Origin of the sequence: Stieleria bergensis, from assembly GCA_007745635.1 — a bacterium.
Lineage (GTDB): Bacteria > Planctomycetota > Planctomycetia > Pirellulales > Pirellulaceae > Stieleria > Stieleria bergensis.
This window is the reverse complement of record CP036272.1, coordinates 2,598,050-2,616,398: the sequence shown is the minus strand read 5'-3', so window position 1 is coordinate 2,616,398 and position 18,349 is coordinate 2,598,050. Positions and strand designations below refer to the sequence as shown.

At 55.9% G+C, this 18,349-nt stretch carries 11 protein-coding genes; 8 read left to right on the top strand and 3 right to left on the bottom strand.

Annotated features, from left to right (window positions below):
• Nucleotides 1-653: 653 nt before the first annotated feature.
• The 3 genes from SV7mr_RS08875 to SV7mr_RS08870 form a co-directional block, all read right to left on the bottom strand.
• Complete coding sequence (locus SV7mr_RS08875; RefSeq protein ID WP_145271185.1) at nt 654-860, bottom strand: cold-shock protein; 207 nt, start codon at nt 858-860, stop codon at nt 654-656.
• Nucleotides 861-972: 112 nt separating this feature from the next.
• Complete coding sequence (locus SV7mr_RS25210) at nt 973-1,134, bottom strand: hypothetical protein (protein WP_419188289.1); 162 nt, start codon at nt 1,132-1,134, stop codon at nt 973-975.
• 92 nt (nt 1,135-1,226) lie between these two features.
• A complete protein-coding gene (locus tag SV7mr_RS08870; protein ID WP_145271183.1) occupies nt 1,227-2,543 on the bottom strand; it encodes a DEAD/DEAH box helicase in 1,317 nt (438 codons plus the stop codon).
• Nucleotides 2,544-3,578: 1,035 nt separating this feature from the next.
• On the opposite strand from SV7mr_RS08870, the gene SV7mr_RS08865 reads away from it, so the two are divergent.
• The 8 genes from SV7mr_RS08865 to SV7mr_RS08830 all read left to right on the top strand — a co-directional run bounded on the left by SV7mr_RS08865 (nt 3,579) and on the right by SV7mr_RS08830 (nt 18,336).
• Nucleotides 3,579-4,118 (top strand): sigma-70 family RNA polymerase sigma factor, encoded by a 540-nt coding sequence (locus tag SV7mr_RS08865; RefSeq protein ID WP_145271181.1) that lies wholly within the window; start codon nt 3,579-3,581, stop codon nt 4,116-4,118.
• Nucleotides 4,115-5,503, top strand: a complete 1,389-nt coding sequence (locus SV7mr_RS08860) for a FecR family protein (RefSeq protein WP_145271179.1) — start codon at nt 4,115-4,117, stop codon at nt 5,501-5,503. The genes SV7mr_RS08865 and SV7mr_RS08860 overlap by 4 nt, the downstream gene beginning before the upstream one ends.
• A gap of 16 nt (nt 5,504-5,519) precedes the next feature.
• Nucleotides 5,520-8,795: a sulfatase-like hydrolase/transferase gene (locus tag SV7mr_RS08855; RefSeq protein ID WP_419188288.1), complete on the top strand. Its 3,276-nt coding sequence runs from the start codon at nt 5,520-5,522 to the stop codon at nt 8,793-8,795.
• A gap of 117 nt (nt 8,796-8,912) precedes the next feature.
• Complete coding sequence (locus tag SV7mr_RS08850) at nt 8,913-10,685, top strand: outer membrane protein assembly factor BamB family protein (protein ID WP_145271177.1); 1,773 nt, start codon at nt 8,913-8,915, stop codon at nt 10,683-10,685.
• A gap of 36 nt (nt 10,686-10,721) precedes the next feature.
• Nucleotides 10,722-11,753: an alpha/beta hydrolase gene (locus SV7mr_RS08845; RefSeq protein ID WP_419188287.1), complete on the top strand. Its 1,032-nt coding sequence runs from the start codon at nt 10,722-10,724 to the stop codon at nt 11,751-11,753.
• A gap of 350 nt (nt 11,754-12,103) precedes the next feature.
• Nucleotides 12,104-14,587, top strand: a complete 2,484-nt coding sequence (locus SV7mr_RS08840; protein WP_145271170.1) for a virginiamycin B lyase family protein — start codon at nt 12,104-12,106, stop codon at nt 14,585-14,587.
• Nucleotides 14,584-17,028 (top strand): DUF1592 domain-containing protein, encoded by a 2,445-nt coding sequence (locus SV7mr_RS08835; RefSeq protein ID WP_145271168.1) that lies wholly within the window; start codon nt 14,584-14,586, stop codon nt 17,026-17,028. Before SV7mr_RS08840 ends, SV7mr_RS08835 begins: the two co-directional genes overlap by 4 nt.
• 45 nt (nt 17,029-17,073) lie before the next feature.
• Nucleotides 17,074-18,336 carry a DUF1552 domain-containing protein gene (locus SV7mr_RS08830; RefSeq protein ID WP_145271166.1) on the top strand — a complete coding sequence of 421 codons (1,263 nt, stop codon included), beginning with the start codon at nt 17,074-17,076 and terminating at the stop codon, nt 18,334-18,336.
• Nucleotides 18,337-18,349: the final 13 nt, after the last annotated feature.

The following is an 18,349-nucleotide window of genomic DNA, read 5'->3' as shown; positions in this document are numbered from 1 at the left end:
GGCTGCAAAGCGCCCGAATCAGTGGGGCCGGATTTTGCGGGGCTGAATTTCAGATGCGGCTGGACTTTAGAGGGTCTGAACTACAGAGCGGCTGGGGCAACACGCACCTTTGCCGCCGCAAAATCAGGCTCGCAGTGTATGCGTCCCCCGTGACACGTTAGGTCAATCGGAGAAGATTTTTTTCAGTCAGAGGACAGCTTTTGGCGATCAGAATTCGCCGCCCTCGCAACTCGCAAGCAGATTCCATGCAGCAAGTGCCCGTGTATTTCTTGCGGGTTCATGAGTCACCGGTATGGAAACGGAGTTTTCCAAGGCGACCATCAAACGGAGTTCAACGAACTGCTGCCGACCCTTGGTCGCTCAGGCATCGTCGTTAGAGATCTGAGTGATCCCATGTGTTGGCCACCAGAGGGTGAAGCCAAAGAAGAGGGGTCGATGCGATGCAACCGGCGAAGGTAGTCGCTCAACAAGTCAGACACACCGATGGGCTGCGTCCTGAGAACAGCGGCAATCGTACAATTGCCGTTGTCAATCAGCACACCACATCGGCGGCCCCGTTCCGCTGGCCAAAGACATGGCGTCAGCGTTATGCGGCATTCAGTGCGCGGCGGACGTCATTGACCTCGCGCCTGCAACAGGTCCGTTTCCGGAGATCAGTTGCCTACCAACTGAACGTTCTCGGCGCGAGGTCCCTTTGGTCCTTGACCAACAGAGTACGTCACTTTTTGGCCTTCACGCAGGTCGTTGAAGTGCGTGCCTTCTACAGCCGAACTGTGAAAGAACATATCGTTGTCGCCGCCCGTAGGAGCGATGAAACCGAAGCCTTTGTCCGTAAGCCGCTTAATAGTACCTTCTTGCATATCGATCTTCCTTAATGGAGATTGGGTGAGAGGGTATTCATTGAAAACCGTTTCCAAGAACACCCGACACACTGGTTGTTGTTAGCCCAACATGGGCTAGTCGTTCGTTTGTTTAAAGCTGGTCATCGGGAGCGTTACCTGGATCTTGAGGCGTCTGCTCTGACACCTCTTGATCGCCTTCGTCGCTCTCTTCCAACTTAGGTGACTCTGTTCCTGCGACCTTTCGGTCGATTCGACGCTGCCGCTTTTCCTCGGCCTTGCGTTTCTTTTCCATTTCACGTTGACGCTTGGCGAATGTGTTTTGGTTCTTCGCGATAACATTGCTCCTTGAAGTGAGTACAGCCAGAGTCGTTTACTGAATTGATTTTAGGGACGACCGTTCATGGAGGCACCTTCGGGTCGCCGTTTCTTCTTGTTCTTTTTGAACTTCCCGCGTCCTTTGTTTCCATTGGAAAAGCCGCCGGACCTTGATTTCGAGCCTGAGCCGTTTGACTTCCCGCGCGGTCCGTTTGATTTCCCGCCTGCGTTGTTTGATTTCGAGTGCCTGGAAAAGCCGATCGAATCGGGATCCGTGATGGCTAATTCTTTGCCGATCAACGCCTCGATTGCCAGCAGTTTATCGCGTTCGTCCAAGGTGCAATAGGAGACTGCGATTCCCGACGCCCCAGCTCGTCCGGTCCGACCGACGCGATGCACATAGCTTTCCGGATCAACTGGCATGTCGTAGTTGATGACGTGAGTGACACCATCGATGTCGATCCCACGTGCGGCAACGTCGGTTGCGACAAGCACAGAGACTTTGTTGTTGCGAAAGGCATGCAGCGCCTTTTCCCGCGCCGCCTGGGACTTGTTTCCATGAATTGCAACAGCGCCGATACCGGACCGATCCAACTTCTTTGCCAGAGCATTGGCACCGTGCTTGGTCCGCGTGAACGTGATCACTCGTTCGGCTTTTTCATCCCGAAGTGCCGTGCAGATCGTATCGAATTTTTTGCTTCGATCAACAATACGAATCGTCTGATCGATCTTGGCAACACCCGTCGACTTTGGACTGACATCGATCGAGACCGGGTTGAACAGCAATTCAGCGGCAAGCTTTCGAATTCCAGGTGCCAGAGTTGCTGAGAAGAACAGCGACTGACGCTCTTCGGGCAATGCTGCAATGATTCTCTTCAGGGCAGGGCGGAAGCCCATGTCGAGCATCCGATCAGCTTCGTCCAGAACGAACATCTGAACCTTGCCCAGCTTGACATCGCCCTGATCCATCAGATCAAGCAGCCGTCCCGGTGTGGCGATCAGCACGTCTACGCCGGCGCGGAGCGCCGAAACTTGCTTCGCTTTGCCAACACCGCCATACACGGTTGCTTGACGAAAACGCATGTGCTTTCCGTACTCAGCAAAGTTCGCGCTGATTTGGCTTGCCAATTCGCGAGTGGGTGCCAGCACGAGTGCCGCTGGAAACTTTGGCGAACACTTGGGCCGTTCATTGCCAATGAAGTCCAGAACGGGCAACGCAAACGCGGCTGTCTTCCCAGTCCCCGTTTTGGCACAGCCGAGAATATCCAGGCCATCCATCGCTGGCGGGATCGTTTTGGCTTGAATCGGGGTGGGAGTTTGGTAGTCCAGTTCCGCAAGGGCTTTCCCCAGCGGAGCGAACAAGTCAAGGTTCTGAAAGGATTCCACGTAGACAACTCGGTCTAAAAGTTTGATGTAATTTGTAGGGTCTGAACCTCATGCGATCGATTCAGTTGCGTTTGGGAATCGCCACGCCAAAGCGAAATAGAGGACCTGCGATCTTCACAATCGCTTGGATCTATTGTTTGATGGGCCTTCTAAAACCAATGCAAAGGCGAATTCAGTCGCCTGCAGGCCCGATATGGTGGCTGAGACTCGTGACGAACAAGAATGTCACGAGAATAGATGCGTCTTCCGTGCGACGCGGCTGCGGCCCTGTTCGTCTAGAGACAGTTGGACTGCAGTAAGCGGCGAATTTCGCCAGCGGCAACAAGCTTCACTCGTCACGACGTGCACGGCCCCAGGCCATCACTCTCGTCCGTTCGTGACTTAAGTAGTAATAAATATGATCTTCAATCAACTTCCGATCAAGGGTAACCGTACACGCGCCATACCGAATCACCAACGTCAGATAGCAAAAAAACACAAAACTCTGGAAATTCGCCGATCGGTGATCGGCGAAGACACCAACGCACGAGGTGCGAGAATTGCCCGCTGGTCAGCAGCCTCGTCGAATATCCTTCGTTCGTTCTCGCAGATGAGGCGACCGGAAACCTGAACTCACAAACCACCGATAAAGTCTTTGAATGTTTTGAATCCCTGATTTCCGGTGGGAAGACCATTGTCCTGATCACTCACGAAAGACGAAGTGGCGGCGCGCGCTAATCGAGTGATTCGTTTGCGCGGCGGCATCGATCGAATCCGAACAACGCAATGAAGTCAGTCCGCCAGTGGACGCTTAGTCCGAGACGTCCTGGAAAGCCTGCCATTCTCGTCAAATGGTTGTCCATTCTTGCGAAGAAACTCTGGTAAATAGACGTCGTAAGATCGTTGTGCCTGGTTTCTCCAAAACGAAATGCAATTGTTGGTGGCCGGCGACGTTTCTTCCAATCCACCCGCCGCGACGCGCCGACATCTCTGCGGCGCCCGCTCGAAACAACACGCTTCCACAACTTGGCAGAAGACTTTCGGGTCACAACTTGAATGGATAACGCTGACGACAAGAGATACCGCGCGCTGAAAGCGGCATTGGAGTGCCGCACAGAACTGCTCGCCTACGCGCGTTCACTGCTCGGTCACTACGCCACTGCCGACGACGTCGTGCAGGAAGCAATGCTGGTCGTCGTTAAGAAGTACGACCAGTTCCAGGAAGGGACATCGATGCTCGCTTGGTGCCGCTCAATCGTGCGGATTGAAGTGATGCGAGCCAAACAACGACGGCAGCGAGAGCGAACGCTGGCGGATCGTCTGCTGGACGACGCGATTGACGCCGCCTTCGATGAATTTCAAACGGCCAGACGACACGACGAAGTGGAGTCTTGGCGAGAGGCACTGCGGTGTTGTTTGGAACGGGTGCCGGAGCGCGGCCAAGGCGTGCTGCGAGCGCGGTTCGCAGACGAGCTGAGCTATCAGCAGATTGGCGAGCGAATCGGGATGACGATTGAGGCGGTGCGGAAGGCGTTATTTCGGCTCAAGAAGCAAGTCCGCTCGTGCGTGGAAACCAGCTTAAGGGAAGTACAGTGAACGACAAGAATCATTGGGATGAGTTCATTGATCGTCACTTGCGTGGCGAATTGAACGAATCCGAAAAAGAGGGTCTTGCGGAACTGCTCGACAGCAATGCCGACGCGCGGCAGGACTTCGTTCAGCATGCACAGTGGGATACCGAATTCGCGGAGGCTTTGCGCGAGAGCAGCCAGTCATCCCACGATGCGAACGTCCTGGCTGTGCAACAAACAGCGGATGGCCAGTGGGCCTCCAAGCCATCCGTGTTGAGGCCGATGCTGGCGATCGCCGCCGTCGTGATCATGGCGCTTTCAGCAGGCTTGATCTACCAGTTGGCTTCTCCACAAACCGGGACTCCTGAAACCGACGTTGCCACAGCCCCTCGGGCTTCGGACATGTCCATTGCCCGGATCACCGGCTTGAGCGGATCGCTGATCTGGACCGGCGACCGCGGACAAATCGTTCGCGAACTAAAAGTCGGCGAGGAACTCGCAGGCGGTACGATTGAAGGCATGGCGCCCGACTCATGGTTCGAACTTCAGTTCAACGACGGTTCGACGGTGATGATCTCGGGCACGTCAATGCTAACATTCGCCGACCTTGGGCAGAAAGAACTACGGCTAAGAGAAGGCACCTTTTCAGCCAATGTCATGCCGCAACCCAACGGCAAACCCATGTTGATCCACACGCCGTCTACGTTGCTCAAAATCCTGGGAACGCAATTCGACGTCAAAGCGAATCTGGCCTCGACCATGCTGAACGTTACCGAAGGCAAAGTTCGGATGAAGCGGCTGAGCGATGGTCGCGAAGTGGACGTTCCAGCAAAGCATCGCGTGATTGCCGAAGGAAGCGGCGAGCTGTCCCTACAGTCGCTTCCTGAGTCCGTCGATCATTGGAACAGCCAACTTCACTTGAAGCCCGGAAGCTATGGGAAGTGGTTGCCAGCGATGCAGGGCAGGGCGGCTGTTCAAAAAGCGATCCCCCTTGTCCCGCCGGACAACCCCAACGCAACGCTGCATCTGCTGGGAATTTCAGTCTCCCGTCGCAACGATCCTCCGGTGGTTGTCCGGCCGGATTCCCGCTTCGTTGTCCGCGGTCGCCTGGATAAACCGGCCCGGGTTTATTTCGGCATCGCAGTCTCCGATTCGGCTGGAGAATTCGCAGGGAAGTTCCGCGGGGACTTTGCTGAAAAACAACCGATGTCCAAGCCCGACGAGAACGGTGAGTTCGAAGTCGTCTTTCGCATCCGCGACTTTACACTCGATCCCTGCGTTCGTGATCGTGAACAAGATTTAGCCGTCAGGCCTGACGATTTGGTTCTCGGTAGCGTCTGGGTGTTTACACACACCGGTAGTCCGAGTGGCCTTGAAGTCAGCGAAGTTGAATTGCTCCCACCCGAGTGAAAGGTCTACGACAGAAATGAAGTTAACTCCAACGAAACTCAATCCAACCGCGCGTCAGTTCAAGCGACTGATGAATGTTTTGGCATTTGCACTCCTTACAACTCTCTTGCCGTCCAGCGAGCCAGGCGTTGCCGACAGCGCGATGAATCGCCCCAACGTTCTGTTCATCGCCGTCGATGACTTGAACGACTGGGTTGGCTGCCTCGGCGGACATCCCCAGGCAAAGACACCGAACATCGACAAGCTTGCTGGCAGAGGGGTTCTCTTCGATCAGGCCCACTGCGCGGCTCCTCTTTGCAGCCCCTCACGCACCTCGATCATGATGGGACTAAGACCATCAACAACCGGTATCTACGGCAATCTGAACTGGTTTCGCGAGATGCCGCAGTACCAGGATTGGGTGACGCTCCCACAATATTTCCGCAAGCATGGTTATGTCGCCTGGGGCGGCGGCAAGCTGTACCATCAGACGCACGGAAAATTCTCCGATGCCGCGGCCTGGGATCATGTTTATTCCACGCGAACGGGCACCCTACCGCCCGCTCAGAGCGAACGCTACAAGCACGGCTTGCGCCCCAAGTTCGAATCCAATCCCATCCTCGCCCGACTGATTGACTGGGGACCGACCGATCACGCGATCGAGGCCAATCCGGATTGGAAGACCGCAGAAGGCGCCGCACAGTTTTTACAGCGTGATCACGACAAGCCCTTCTTCCTTGGCTGTGGCATCTACTTGCCTCACCTGCCATGGTATGCCCCAAAGAAATTCTTCGACATGCATCCACTCGAAGACATCGAACTTCCGCCCTACAAGGCAGACGATTTCGATGACATTCCAGCGATTGGCCGGCGGATGGGCGAACGTCACATCAAGCACATTCGTGAAAGCGGCAAATGGAAGGAAGCTGTCCAGGGCTGCCTGGCCGCGGACTCGTTCGCTGATGCCTGCGTCGGTCATGTTCTCGACGCATTGGAAAAAAGTCGTTATCGCGACAACACCATCGTTGTCCTTTGGGGTGATCACGGCTACGACGTCGGCGAAAAGAAGATCGCTAAGTCGGCGCTCTGGGAACAGACGACGCGCACACCACTTCTCATCGCTGCGCCGGGAACAATGCCGACCGGCACTGCGGCCAATGGTCTGATCTGCAAGAGCCCGGTCAGTCTGGTCGATCTGTATCCAACATTAATCGACTTATGCGGATTACCGGAGAATGAACAACTCGACGGTCGCAGCTTCGCACCGCTTGTCAACGACCCTAGCGTTGATTGGCCTTATCCAGCAATCATCACGCACTCGCCCCACTGGCTGGGCACTAACCACGCTGTTCGCTCACGCGAGTTTCACTACATCCACTACAGCGACGGTGGCGAAGAACTTTACGACGTCAACGCCGATCCACTTCAACGCAAGAACCTCGCTGATGACCCGTCGTACCTCTCGACCAAGGCCGAATTAAAACAATCGCTCCCCACCACGAACGCGCCTCACTATCGGGGACATGTGTCGACAAAGAACCAAACGAAGAAACGTCCCAATGTCGTCACACTCTACGCTGACGATCTTGGCTACCGCGACATCGGCTGCTACGACGGTCCCGTCAAGACCCCTGTCCTCGATCAGTTGGCTGCCGGTGGCGTGCGTTTCACCGATTTCCACTCGGGAGCGCCTACCTGCTCTCCGTCGCGGGCGACCTTTCTGACGGGCCGCCAACACTGCCGCACCGGAGTCTACTCCGTCCTCGACGAGCGTTTTCACCGGATGCACCTCCTGGAGAGCGAAACGACGATCGCCGAAATGCTTAAGGAAAACGGCTATGCCACCGCTCATTTCGGTAAGTGGCACCTCGGCATGCCCGTGCAGAATCGCGAGAACCCCACTCCGGCCGATCACGGCTTTGACGACTGGTTCGCCGTCGTCAACGGCCCGGGGCCAAGCCACAAAGACCCGACCAACTTTCTGCGCAATGGAAAGCGAGTTGGAACCATCAAAGGCTATTCCTGTCAGATCGTGGTCGACGAGGCGCTTACCTGGCTCGATCAAAAGCGCGCCGACAACGAACCCTTCTTCCTTAATCTCTGGTTCAATGAACCCCATGACCCGATCGCGGCGCCCGACGAGATCGTTTCACAGTATGGCGGGCTGAACGAACGGGAAGCAATCTACAGTGGCACCATCGACAATACCGATCGAGCCATCGGACGCCTCGTCGCTAAGCTTGAAAAACTCGGTGAGCTAAACAACACCATCATCATCTACTCTTCCGACAACGGCAGTTACCTGCAAGAGCGAAACGGTGAACTGCGTGGCAAGAAGGGGGCACTTTTCGAAGGCGGGCATCGCGTTCCGGGCATCTTCTATTGGAAAGACGGGATCCCTGGCGGACGCGTCGAGAAGGAACCGGCTGGAGTCGTTGATCTTCTCCCCACGCTGTGTGGTCTGATCGGCATCGACAAACCCAAGGGCGTGCATCTCGACGGCTCCGACCTCGCACCGTTGCTCACTCGCTCCGGTTCCTTCAAGAGGCATCAGCCCCTGTTTTGGATCGCTGGAACAAACATGGTCATGAGAGTGGGTGACCATACACTTTTCGCTTCCAGCACTGCGAAATCGCCGATCGACTTTAAAACTGCCAATCGACTCATGGAGCAAGTCAAAGAAGTCCTTGGCGACGATCTTGAGAAAGAGCTGGGCGGAATGGATCTTCGCTCTCGAATGTTCAACGGAAGATTCGCCAATCCCGAAGCCAATCGACTAAGGGATCAACACCGGAGATTGTTCTATTTCCAGGAGTCCTGGATCCCGGAGCTGAAAAAGAGTGGACTTGGTCGTGTCGGACTGTATGACCTCTCCAAAGATCTCGGTCAGCAAAACGACATTGCGAAAGAGCGGCCCGTACTCGCCGCCCGCTTGAAAAAGCAAGCCGCGACTATCTACCGAAGCGTCATGGCGGATGCTCCCCAATGGCCCGCACCTGAGGCACAGACCGCTGCGAAGAAGTCGCAAGAAAATCCACCGCAACGGCCTGCCCCCGGCGCAGCGGACACCGATACCGCGAAGCTCCTGGCACGCATCGACAGAAACTCTCTTCCCAAAGCCTATGACGGATTCAACCATCAGCGCTATGTCGATCGCATCATGGCCGAGCTCAAACCCGAACAACGCGTCCGAGTCGGTCAGCTCTGGAAAGAAAAACGCCGCCTCGATCCTGACATGCCCAACCCGGGAGCCTCGTTCGTCAAGATTCTCAACCATGTCGCCGAAGCGGCAGCAGGCGCAGAAAAGGAATGACCGACGCACCAGACAAGGATCCACTTGCCGATTCAAGAACCGTCGTGGAAAGTCGCCTGCACCACCGTCCCACTATTTAACAGCACATCAAAAGACACCCCACCATCGGCGTTAGGAATGAATTCCATAGACCATCCGCAATCATGGCACATCCATCGATCCGTTTTGCTGCTTGCAGTCATCTCACTGGTCTTCATCGGCTTGGCAACAAAGGCTGCGGGGCAGACCGTTCCGCCCGTGGTCGACGCCGACTGGGAGAGCTACAACAACGGCGTAGAAGGATGGAGATACAATGCTGACGAGAAAACACTGACGCCGAAGTCTGCTCCGCAGCTAGTCGAAAAATGGCGGTTTCCGGCGGAGGGAGTGACGGCGGAGGTTGGCGTGATCCACGGAACGCCGGCCGTGGTCAACGGGCATGTCTACTTCGGCACCGGATCGTTTCCGGCCTTCTATAAGCTCAAGCCGAACGGGCAGCTGGCCTGGGTGTTCCGTCCTGGTGTTGGGGCGACGGTCGAGTTGCCAAAGGGCGGCCTCAATCGGATCAATGCTGGCGCCGGCTTCCTAGCGTCCCCACTGGTCACGGACAAAGCCGTGTACATCGGCAGCAATGCTGGCGTTTTTTATGCACTCGACCGGCTGACGGGCCGGGAACTGTGGAAGGTTGACACCCGAGCGCCAGGTTTTCCAAATCATCACCACGCCAATCTTTTCAATGCGTCGGCGATCCTCGCGGACGGAAAAGTCATCGTCGGTGGAGGCGGTTACGAGCATGCGCATCCGATCGATCCAAACTACCCGTGCTGCCAAGGGCGTGGTTTCGTCGTCGCCTTCAACCCGGACGACGGTGAGGTCGTGTGGAAGTACGAGGTCGGTGAGAAGCCTCGTCAGTTCAGCAAGCCGATCACGATCGACGACGTCAAGGGATCGCGCACCTACCACTATGGACCATCAACGAGTTCGGTCTGGTGCACGCCGTCCTTCGATGCTGCCACGGGCACGATTTTCTTCGGAACGGACGTGCACAATTCGCCGCGCGAACCAACCGAGGACGACCCTCGGCTCTACACCAAGTACTCTGCCGCCGTTGTCGCGGTGGATGTCAAGACCGGCGCTGAGAAATGGGTCACTCAGTTGAACAAGAATGATGTCTTCAACCATACAATGGCCGGCTACGATCCGGCGTCAGCGGCATACAAAGACTGTTCGATTGGTGACACGCCCAAGATCTATACGCTACCGGCACCCGATGGATCGCCCGCGACGGTGCTTGGCGTTGGCTGCAAGAACGGAGGCTTCTACCTGCTTGGCTCAGGAGACGGGCGAATCCTTGGGAACACGCCAGTCTACAAGGGCAAGCCGAAGTACCCGCTGGATCCAAAACGCCATCCGCGGATGATCGCGTTACCCAGTACGATTGGCGGTATCCAGACGGGTTGTGCCACCAACGGGAAACGTGTCTTCACCAACGGTATCGACTGGCTCACCAGCACAACGACCACGCCAGGATGGCCGGAAGCCGGCCGTGTTGTTTGTCTGTCAGCCAACCTTGCGGAGGAGCATTGGCGTCACGAGCGGCCGCGCGTTCGAGTGCCTGGTTACGACGGCGGTGACCCAATCGCTTCAGGCATCGCCGTGAACGCTGGCGGCATCGCCTGCTTCACCAGCACCGTCAGCGAGCGTTTAGTCGTCGTCGATGCGATGACCGGCAAGATGGTCAAAGACGTGCACGTCGGAACGGTGTGGAGCGGGCCGTCGATCTCAAGAGGTCGAATCTATGTCGGGACCGGAAGCATGCTTTTCCTGAAAAAACAACTAAAGGGCTCCCTGATCTCCTTTGGCCTCCCCGGAGAGGATGAAGTCGATCGCATGGGGGCCGGAACCGAATAACGCAGAAATCACACAATGCTCCAACGGAGAAATACCATGAGTCGAAATCAAATCCTTGCCGTTGCTTTGTGTCTACTGGCACTGCCCTTCAACCTTCCTTGCTTTGCGCAGGAAGACATGTCGCGAGCCGCATGGAAGGAAAAGTCCTATCCGCCCCTGCCCGAGGATGTGACGCGGAAGCAGGTGGTGATCTGGAGCGATGGAACGAGAATGGCCGGCGATGTGTACCTACCAAAAATGGTTGCCGCCGATGCCAAACTACCAGCCATCGTGTTCGTGCATGGTACCGGTGGAGTCAAGAAGATGCCGTGGTCGATCAAGCTTGCCGTCGAGAGCGCTCGGCGCGGCTACGCCTTCCTCAACTTTGACTATCGCGGTTGGGGAGAGAGCGACAGCCGATTGATGATGCTGCAGGAAATGCCAGAACCAGACGCCGAGGGAAATGTCACCGTCAAGGCACGGGCAATCCGCTGGCAGATGGACTTTGGTGACCAAGTGACCGATATCCGCAACGCCATCGGCTTCATCGCCGGGGAACCGAACGTCGACTTCGAACGCATCGGAGTTTTTGGCACCAGCTACGGCGGTGGCCTGGCGACCTGGATTGCTGCGAAGGACCCGCGTGTCAAATGCGCCGTTGCGCAAGTGCCGGGCATGGGAGGCCAACGCGGTCTTCCGTACTATCAACATGCGTACACCCTGATGGCTCATCAGGCTCGAGGCGACGTCGAACCGGTTCCGTTCAAGACGGGAGCGCCAGGCGGCACGATGGCCGCTTATAAGCACATGCGTTACAACCCTTCGAAAAACGTCGTCTACGATGTTTTCCAAGCGGTCGAAAAGCTCAAGACGCCACTGATGATCATCGATGCTGGCAACGAAGAGTTGATGGATATCACCCAGCAAGGTGGGCGTGTCGCGCAAATCGTCGAAGAGAACGACTCACCCTTTGAATACCACATGATCGAGGAGATGTCTCATTACAGCATCTACGGCAAGCACCAGGATGCGATCCTGAAAAAGGAACTCAACTGGTTCGACAAGCATCTCAAAAACCCAAATGATTGAAAAACCAGACTGCAAACGGTTGTTCGACGTGGGATCCGCAGGAAACGGTGACGGAGACGGAAGGCACAGCAGCAGGTGCGACGGAACGATCGAGCAACAGTCATTCAAGACCGCCAGCTCTACTGGCATGCTGGCTGGACCGATCTGATCGAGAAATCTCCTAAAGTCGCCAGTGAATCCTGAGCCTCGCAGTGCTTGAGACCTACGCCAACGCGAGGTGATGATTTCCCGAAAGATTCCTGTCCACACCCCTGCCATTTCCCCGGTTATAGAGACGGATATCGTTTGGATCAGGCTAGCCAAACTTCATCCGACGCGATTCTTTGCCTGCCCTGCTGGAGAACTGATTGATGAAAAGCTGGATTCCCTCGTTGTCATGGTTCACAACGACCATCGCGACTCTTTCTATGGCCGTTGCGGTCAACGCAGAATCCATTCGCGGCACCATCGTTGATGAAGCTGCAAAGCCTGTCGCGGGCGTGATGGTGTCAGCAATCGATGGCGAGCACCGCAAATGGACATCCGTGTTCTCTCAACAAGATGGTTCGTTCGAAATCACAGGGCTGCGGAAGGTTGATCACAGCATCCGCACCCGTCTGATGGGACTGTCAGATGAATGGAGCAGCGGAGTCGCCGCTGGAACAGACGACCTTATCATTAAAACGCATCCGGCCGAAGGCGAGGAACTTAAGCTGCAGCGCCCGGCCAGCAGTGCGTTCAGTATGCTCAGCTTTGACAACCCTCGCGACAAGCTAAACTTCAAGATGATGTGCTCGTACTGTCACCAAATCGGGACACTCGGGTTTCGAACACCCGAAGAGCCGGTTGATTGGGAAACCATGTTACGGCGGATGGACGGGTTTGGCGGCCTTTACCCGCATACTCGGGAAACCATTATCCCGCGTCTGATGAACACCTACAAAGACGATGCCGTCAAGAAGTGGCCGGCGTTTGTCCCGCCACCTGCCCCGTCGGGCGCGGCGGCTGCAGCAACGATCACGATGTGGGAGATGGATGAACCGCTGCAAGGTTCCTTTCATGATCTGGAGCTTGGCAGGGACGGGCTTGTCTACGCGGTCAACATCAGCAAAGGTCGAATGATCGCAATGAATCCCAAGACCAGCGAACAAACCGCGATCAGGTTTCCACGTGGATCCTACGCCCCCCATTCCATTGAAACGGCCAATGACGGCAGCCTCTGGACGACCATGTGTGCCAGTGGACACATGGTGCGCTACGACATCCAAACGAAACAGTTTCAAGTTTACAGTAGCGCCGAAGCGCCCAAAAGACGCGGCGATTATCCGCACACTTTGCGAATCAATCCCAATGATCCCCAAGGCCTGATCTGGTACACCGATGCGGGTTCCAACTCTTGTTTTTCCATTCATCCCAAAACAGGATTCGTCAAAGAATACAAACTTTTGAGTGCCGGCCAGGCGATGGGTGCAGGACGAGGTGAATCGCGTGGCATCACGCCCTACGGCATCGACTACTCACCCGTCGACGGCACGATTTGGTATTCAAAGCTAAACGGTAACCGCATCGGTCGCATTGATCCGAATGCCGCCGATGGCGACATCAAAGAATGGAACCCGCCCTTCCGAGGCCCCCGTCGTTTGCACGTCGCACCCGATGGTATGGTTTGGGTGCCAGGCTTTGGTTCCGGCGTCTTTGCAAAGTTCAATCCCGATACCGAACACTGGACGGTCTACGAACTTCCCGACGCCGAGAACCAGATTCCCTACGCGTTGAATGTCGATCGGGACGGCATTGTCTGGGTCTGCGGCACCGGAAACGACACTATCAACCGATTCGATCCAACGACAGAAACACTGGTCGAGTTCCAATTACCGACGCGCGTTTCTTACACGCGTGAGATAGAGTTTGATGATGAGGGCAACGTCTGGACAAGCACCTCCGGTCCCGCCCGGCATATGGAGCGCGGCGTCGGTGCAGTGATCCGTCTTTCTCTGCCCAAAGATCTGCCCAAGGGCGGAGGCATCCAGCTCACGCCGAAGCACTATGAAGGCAACCACGACATCGGCAACCTCGCCAACGCCCCCAAGGTGAAACCGTCGACAAGTCCAGCGCGGGCTGCGCTGTTCGCAAAGATCGACGCAACACCGCTACCTGAAGCGTACCAAACAATGCCTCACCAGAAGTGGGTCGACTCACGCCTGGCCGCCTTCCCAAAACACAAACGCAGCCTCGCGGGTTCGATGTGGAATGAATTCCGACAAACGCACCCGGACCGCAAAAACGACGGGCGGTTCTACGTGAAAATCATCGACTACTTGATCAAACATGAAACCCCCGTGACGCGTCGCTTTGTCAAGAAATGGCAACACCATGGGTTTGGCAGCACGCCGGACAACCTTGGGAACCGAAATCTTGAACGCGGAAAACTCGTTTTTCAACAAGCGACCTGCAGTCGTTGCCACAATATCGGTCCTGGCGAAAAGAAACTCGGTCCTGACTTGAGCGAAGTAACCAAGCGATTCCGTGGCTCCAAATTGCTGCAACAGATCGTCAAACCATCGGCTGAGATTCACAAGGAGTTTCAGACGCAGATGATTCTCGGCGACGACGGCAAACTCCGAACCGGTCTGGTGATCCAGGAAACCAACGAAGAGATCCACTTCATTCCCAACCTGCTGAAACCGGATAAGATAGAGGTGATGCCGAAGTCGACCATCGAACAGCGCAAAACCGCCGACATCTCAACAATGCCCACGGGGCTACTGGATACGTTTAACGAAGCGGAAATTTACGATCTGCTTGCCTACATTCAGTCCGTCAGTTACCACAAGGATAGCAGTTCCGACCAATGAGCGTCCTTCAGATAACAGCCCCTCGTTGTGTCGTGCTCTGGGTCATGCTGATGTGCGCGCTGTTGACGTGCGTGCAATCAGCTCAGGCAGAGGGTCTCCAATCGCTGATCGACTCCTCCTGCATTGACTGTCACGACGAGCAGACGCAAACGCGACTGGACTTCACGAAGCTCGACCGAAACTTTGAAGATGCCGGCACGTTTGGCGCGTGGGTCAAGATCGTGGACCGCCTCTCTAGCGGAGAAATGCCCCCGGAATCGGAGGCTCGTCCCGACCCACAAACGCAAACCGCCGCGCTGAGGTTTCTGAACAAAAAGCTGATGCAGGTCAATCGCCGCCAGCAACTGGCGCAGGGCCGAGTCCCCTCGCGACGGCTCAGTCGACTGGAATACGAACACACGCTTCACGAACTGCTGAGCATCGGGGGCGACTTCGCGAAGTTTCTTCCGCCGGAAAACAAGTCTGGGGCCTTCGATGTTGTGGCGACCAAGCAGGACATGTCCAGCGTCCATATCAAAGGTTTCCTGGCCGCTGCCGATGCCGCGTTGGAGGAAGCAATTCAGCTGGGCCCGAAGCCGCCGATGTCTCGCGAACTTGATTATCCAAATTCTCGCTTCATGCAGATGTGGTTCGAACGTCCCGTCCGACGAGGCGGTGGGACCGTGTTCCGGGACAAAGAAGATCTGATCATGTTCCGAGGCGAGAACTACAATCTGCGCAGCGACCACAACGGGCTGCGGATTCCTGTCGCCGGCCAATACCGCATCACAGTCACCGGATCGGCTTATCAGCCAAGGTCCTCGGTCACAATGAGCCTCAGGCGTCAAAACGACATTCAGGGCCACAGCGAACTCTTTGCCGCGTGGGATGTCGATGAGAAACTTCGGACGGTTTCCACGATCAAGTACCTCCGCCTCGACGACTACTTCTATGTCAGCGCCGACGAACTGGAACCGGCACCCGACGGAAAAGTGATTTACAATTCGCAGCCGGCAAGCGAATTCAAAGGTGAAGGGGTACGGGTTCGCAAAGTGCTGGTAGAAGGCCCACTGGAATCCACATGGCCGCCACAACGAACGCGAGACTTGTTCCCCGGCGTCCAGTGGGAACCTGCTGCAAACGGTCGCTATTACAAACCGGTGACGACAAAGTCTCATTACGAACAAATCAGGGACGCGGTCGCTGCGCTGGCGCCCAGGGCTTTTCGACGGCCGGTAACCGACCAAGAAATCGAGTCTTTCACCAACCTTGCCGTTCCGTCCCTAAAGGCTCAACGCGGCTTCGTCGCCAGCGCTCGAGTTTCGCTAAGAGCCATCTTGATTTCGCCTCAGACGCTGTTCCTGACCAACGAAACACAAACGTCGGAACCAACTCTGACCGATCATGCACTGGCCAGTCGGCTGTCCTATTTCCTCTGGCGCAGCCCGCCAGATCAGGAACTGATTCAACTTGCCAGTGACAACAAGCTGGCCGACCCCCAAACACTTGACGCACAGATCAACCGTATGTTGTCCGACCGACGCAGTGAACGGTTCATCAACGAATTTCTTGACCAATGGCTGGGCTTGGAATTGATCGACGCCACCACGCCTGACAAGTACCTATACCCGGAATATGACGACGTTCTCCGTCGCGCCATGCTGGCCGAAACGCGATTCGTCTTCAAACATCTCATCGACGAAAACCTTCGCATCGCCCATCTCATCGATTCTGACTTCACGTTTCTGAATCGGAGACTCGCCGAACATTACGGGATCGAAGGGATCGACGGTGAACAGATGCGGAAGGTCATCCTGGACGAGGACAGCGTTCGCGGTGGCATTCTGTCACATGCCTCCATCGCGAAAGTGACGGCAAACGGATCGGTGACGACGCCCGTCAAACGCGGCAGTTTTGTGCTGACAAAGCTGCTTGGATTGCCGCTCAGCCCCCCTCCACCTGGAGTGGGTTCGATTGAACCGGACACGCGAGGTGCAACCACCATTCGCGAAACGCTCAAGAAGCACCAATCAGTGGATTCCTGTGCCGTTTGCCACCGCCGGATTGATCCACCTGGTTTTGCTCTGGAGTGCTTTGACCCAATTGGCAATTATCGTCAGCAATACCGTCAAAGCAAAGACGTCAAACGCCCCGGCACCACGGGACTGCGACTGCTTACGAAAGACTACACCCTCGGCGGACCAGTCGATTGCGCGGGACAAACCGAGGATGGATTCAAGTTCACTGACATTCGCGACTTCAAACAGCACCTCATGAAATCGAAGACACAGGTGGCGCGAAATTTGGTGACACAATTGATCACGTTTGCTACCGGGGGCGAACTCCAGTTTGCCGACCGAGCAGAAGTCGAGGCAATTCTTGCTCGCCATCAGAAGGCCGATTACCCGCTGCGCGAACTGATTCATGATGTCGTGCACAGTCGAATGTTCCGGCAACAATAACTGCGTCCCGCCTTTCTCTCACTGTCTTTTCACAAGAACCGTCTGATGCACAAGCCAATTTCACGACGTACCGCGTTGCGAGCATCCGGGGTAGCTTTAGCGTTGCCGCTGCTAGAAGCCATGAATCCGGCGATTGCGTTCGAAGGCCTGGAGCAACCCAAACGCATGGTGCTGATTTGCAATGCGCTCGGATTGTACGCTCCGTCACTGTTCCCAAAGAGCACCGGAACGGGCTATTCAGACACTGAGTACCTCAAACAACTGAGAGAGCACCGCAGTGACTTCACGCTGTTTTCCGGCCTGTCACATCCCGACCAGAACGGCAAGGACCCTCACGATACCGAAATGACCTTCTTGACGGCGGCGATCAATCCAGGGCTGGGAGGGTTCAAGAACTCAATTTCAGTGGATCAAGTCGCCGCAACACATCTTGGTCACACCACACGATTTCCTTCGATCACGCTGGCAAGCAACACACAGGAAAGCCAATCGTACAACAGCAATGGCGTGATGCTGCCCGCCGAAACTCGCCCATCACGAGTGTTTGCAAAGCTGTTCTTAGCGGGAAGCCCGGATCAACAGCAGCGACAAAGGCAAAGGCTCGCCGAAGGTCGCAGCATTCTTGATGCCGTTGGCGATCAGACGAAAACGCTCAATCAACAAGTGAGCGGAGGTGACCGAAAACAATTGGACGAATACTTCGCGGCCATACGCACCGCTGAAAAGGAACTGGCTGCATCCGACGCTTGGCTGGATCGCCCCAAGCCTGCGGTGAAGGCTGAAATCCCCAAAGACATCGCCGAACCGGCGGAGTTGCTCGGCCGCATTGGGGAGCTCATGAATCTGATTCCGCTAATGCTGAAAACCGACTCCACGCGCGTGGTTAGTCTCATGATTCAAGCTGATCACGGCGTCCCCAACATCCCCGGTGTTCAGGGCGAGCATCACCCGCTGTCCCATCACGGACAGGATCCCTCCAAGATCGCCCAGCTAAACATCATCGAATCCGGCATCCTCTCAGAATTCTCGGCCTTGCTGACACAACTTGGGCAACGATCCGAACACGGGGAACGCCTCTTAGATCACACTGCTGTTCTTTTCGGCAGCAATCTGGGCAATGCGAACGCCCACGACCCGACGAATCTTCCGATCATTCTGGCCGGTGGAGGCTACCAACACGGACGCTACGTCGCACATGACCACAACCGAAACACGCCGCTAAGTAATTTATACGTGACGCTCTTGCAGCGAATGGGCGTCGAAACAGACCGCTTTGCAACCAGCAATGGTGCATTGAATGTCACCTAACGGAAGCCGTCCA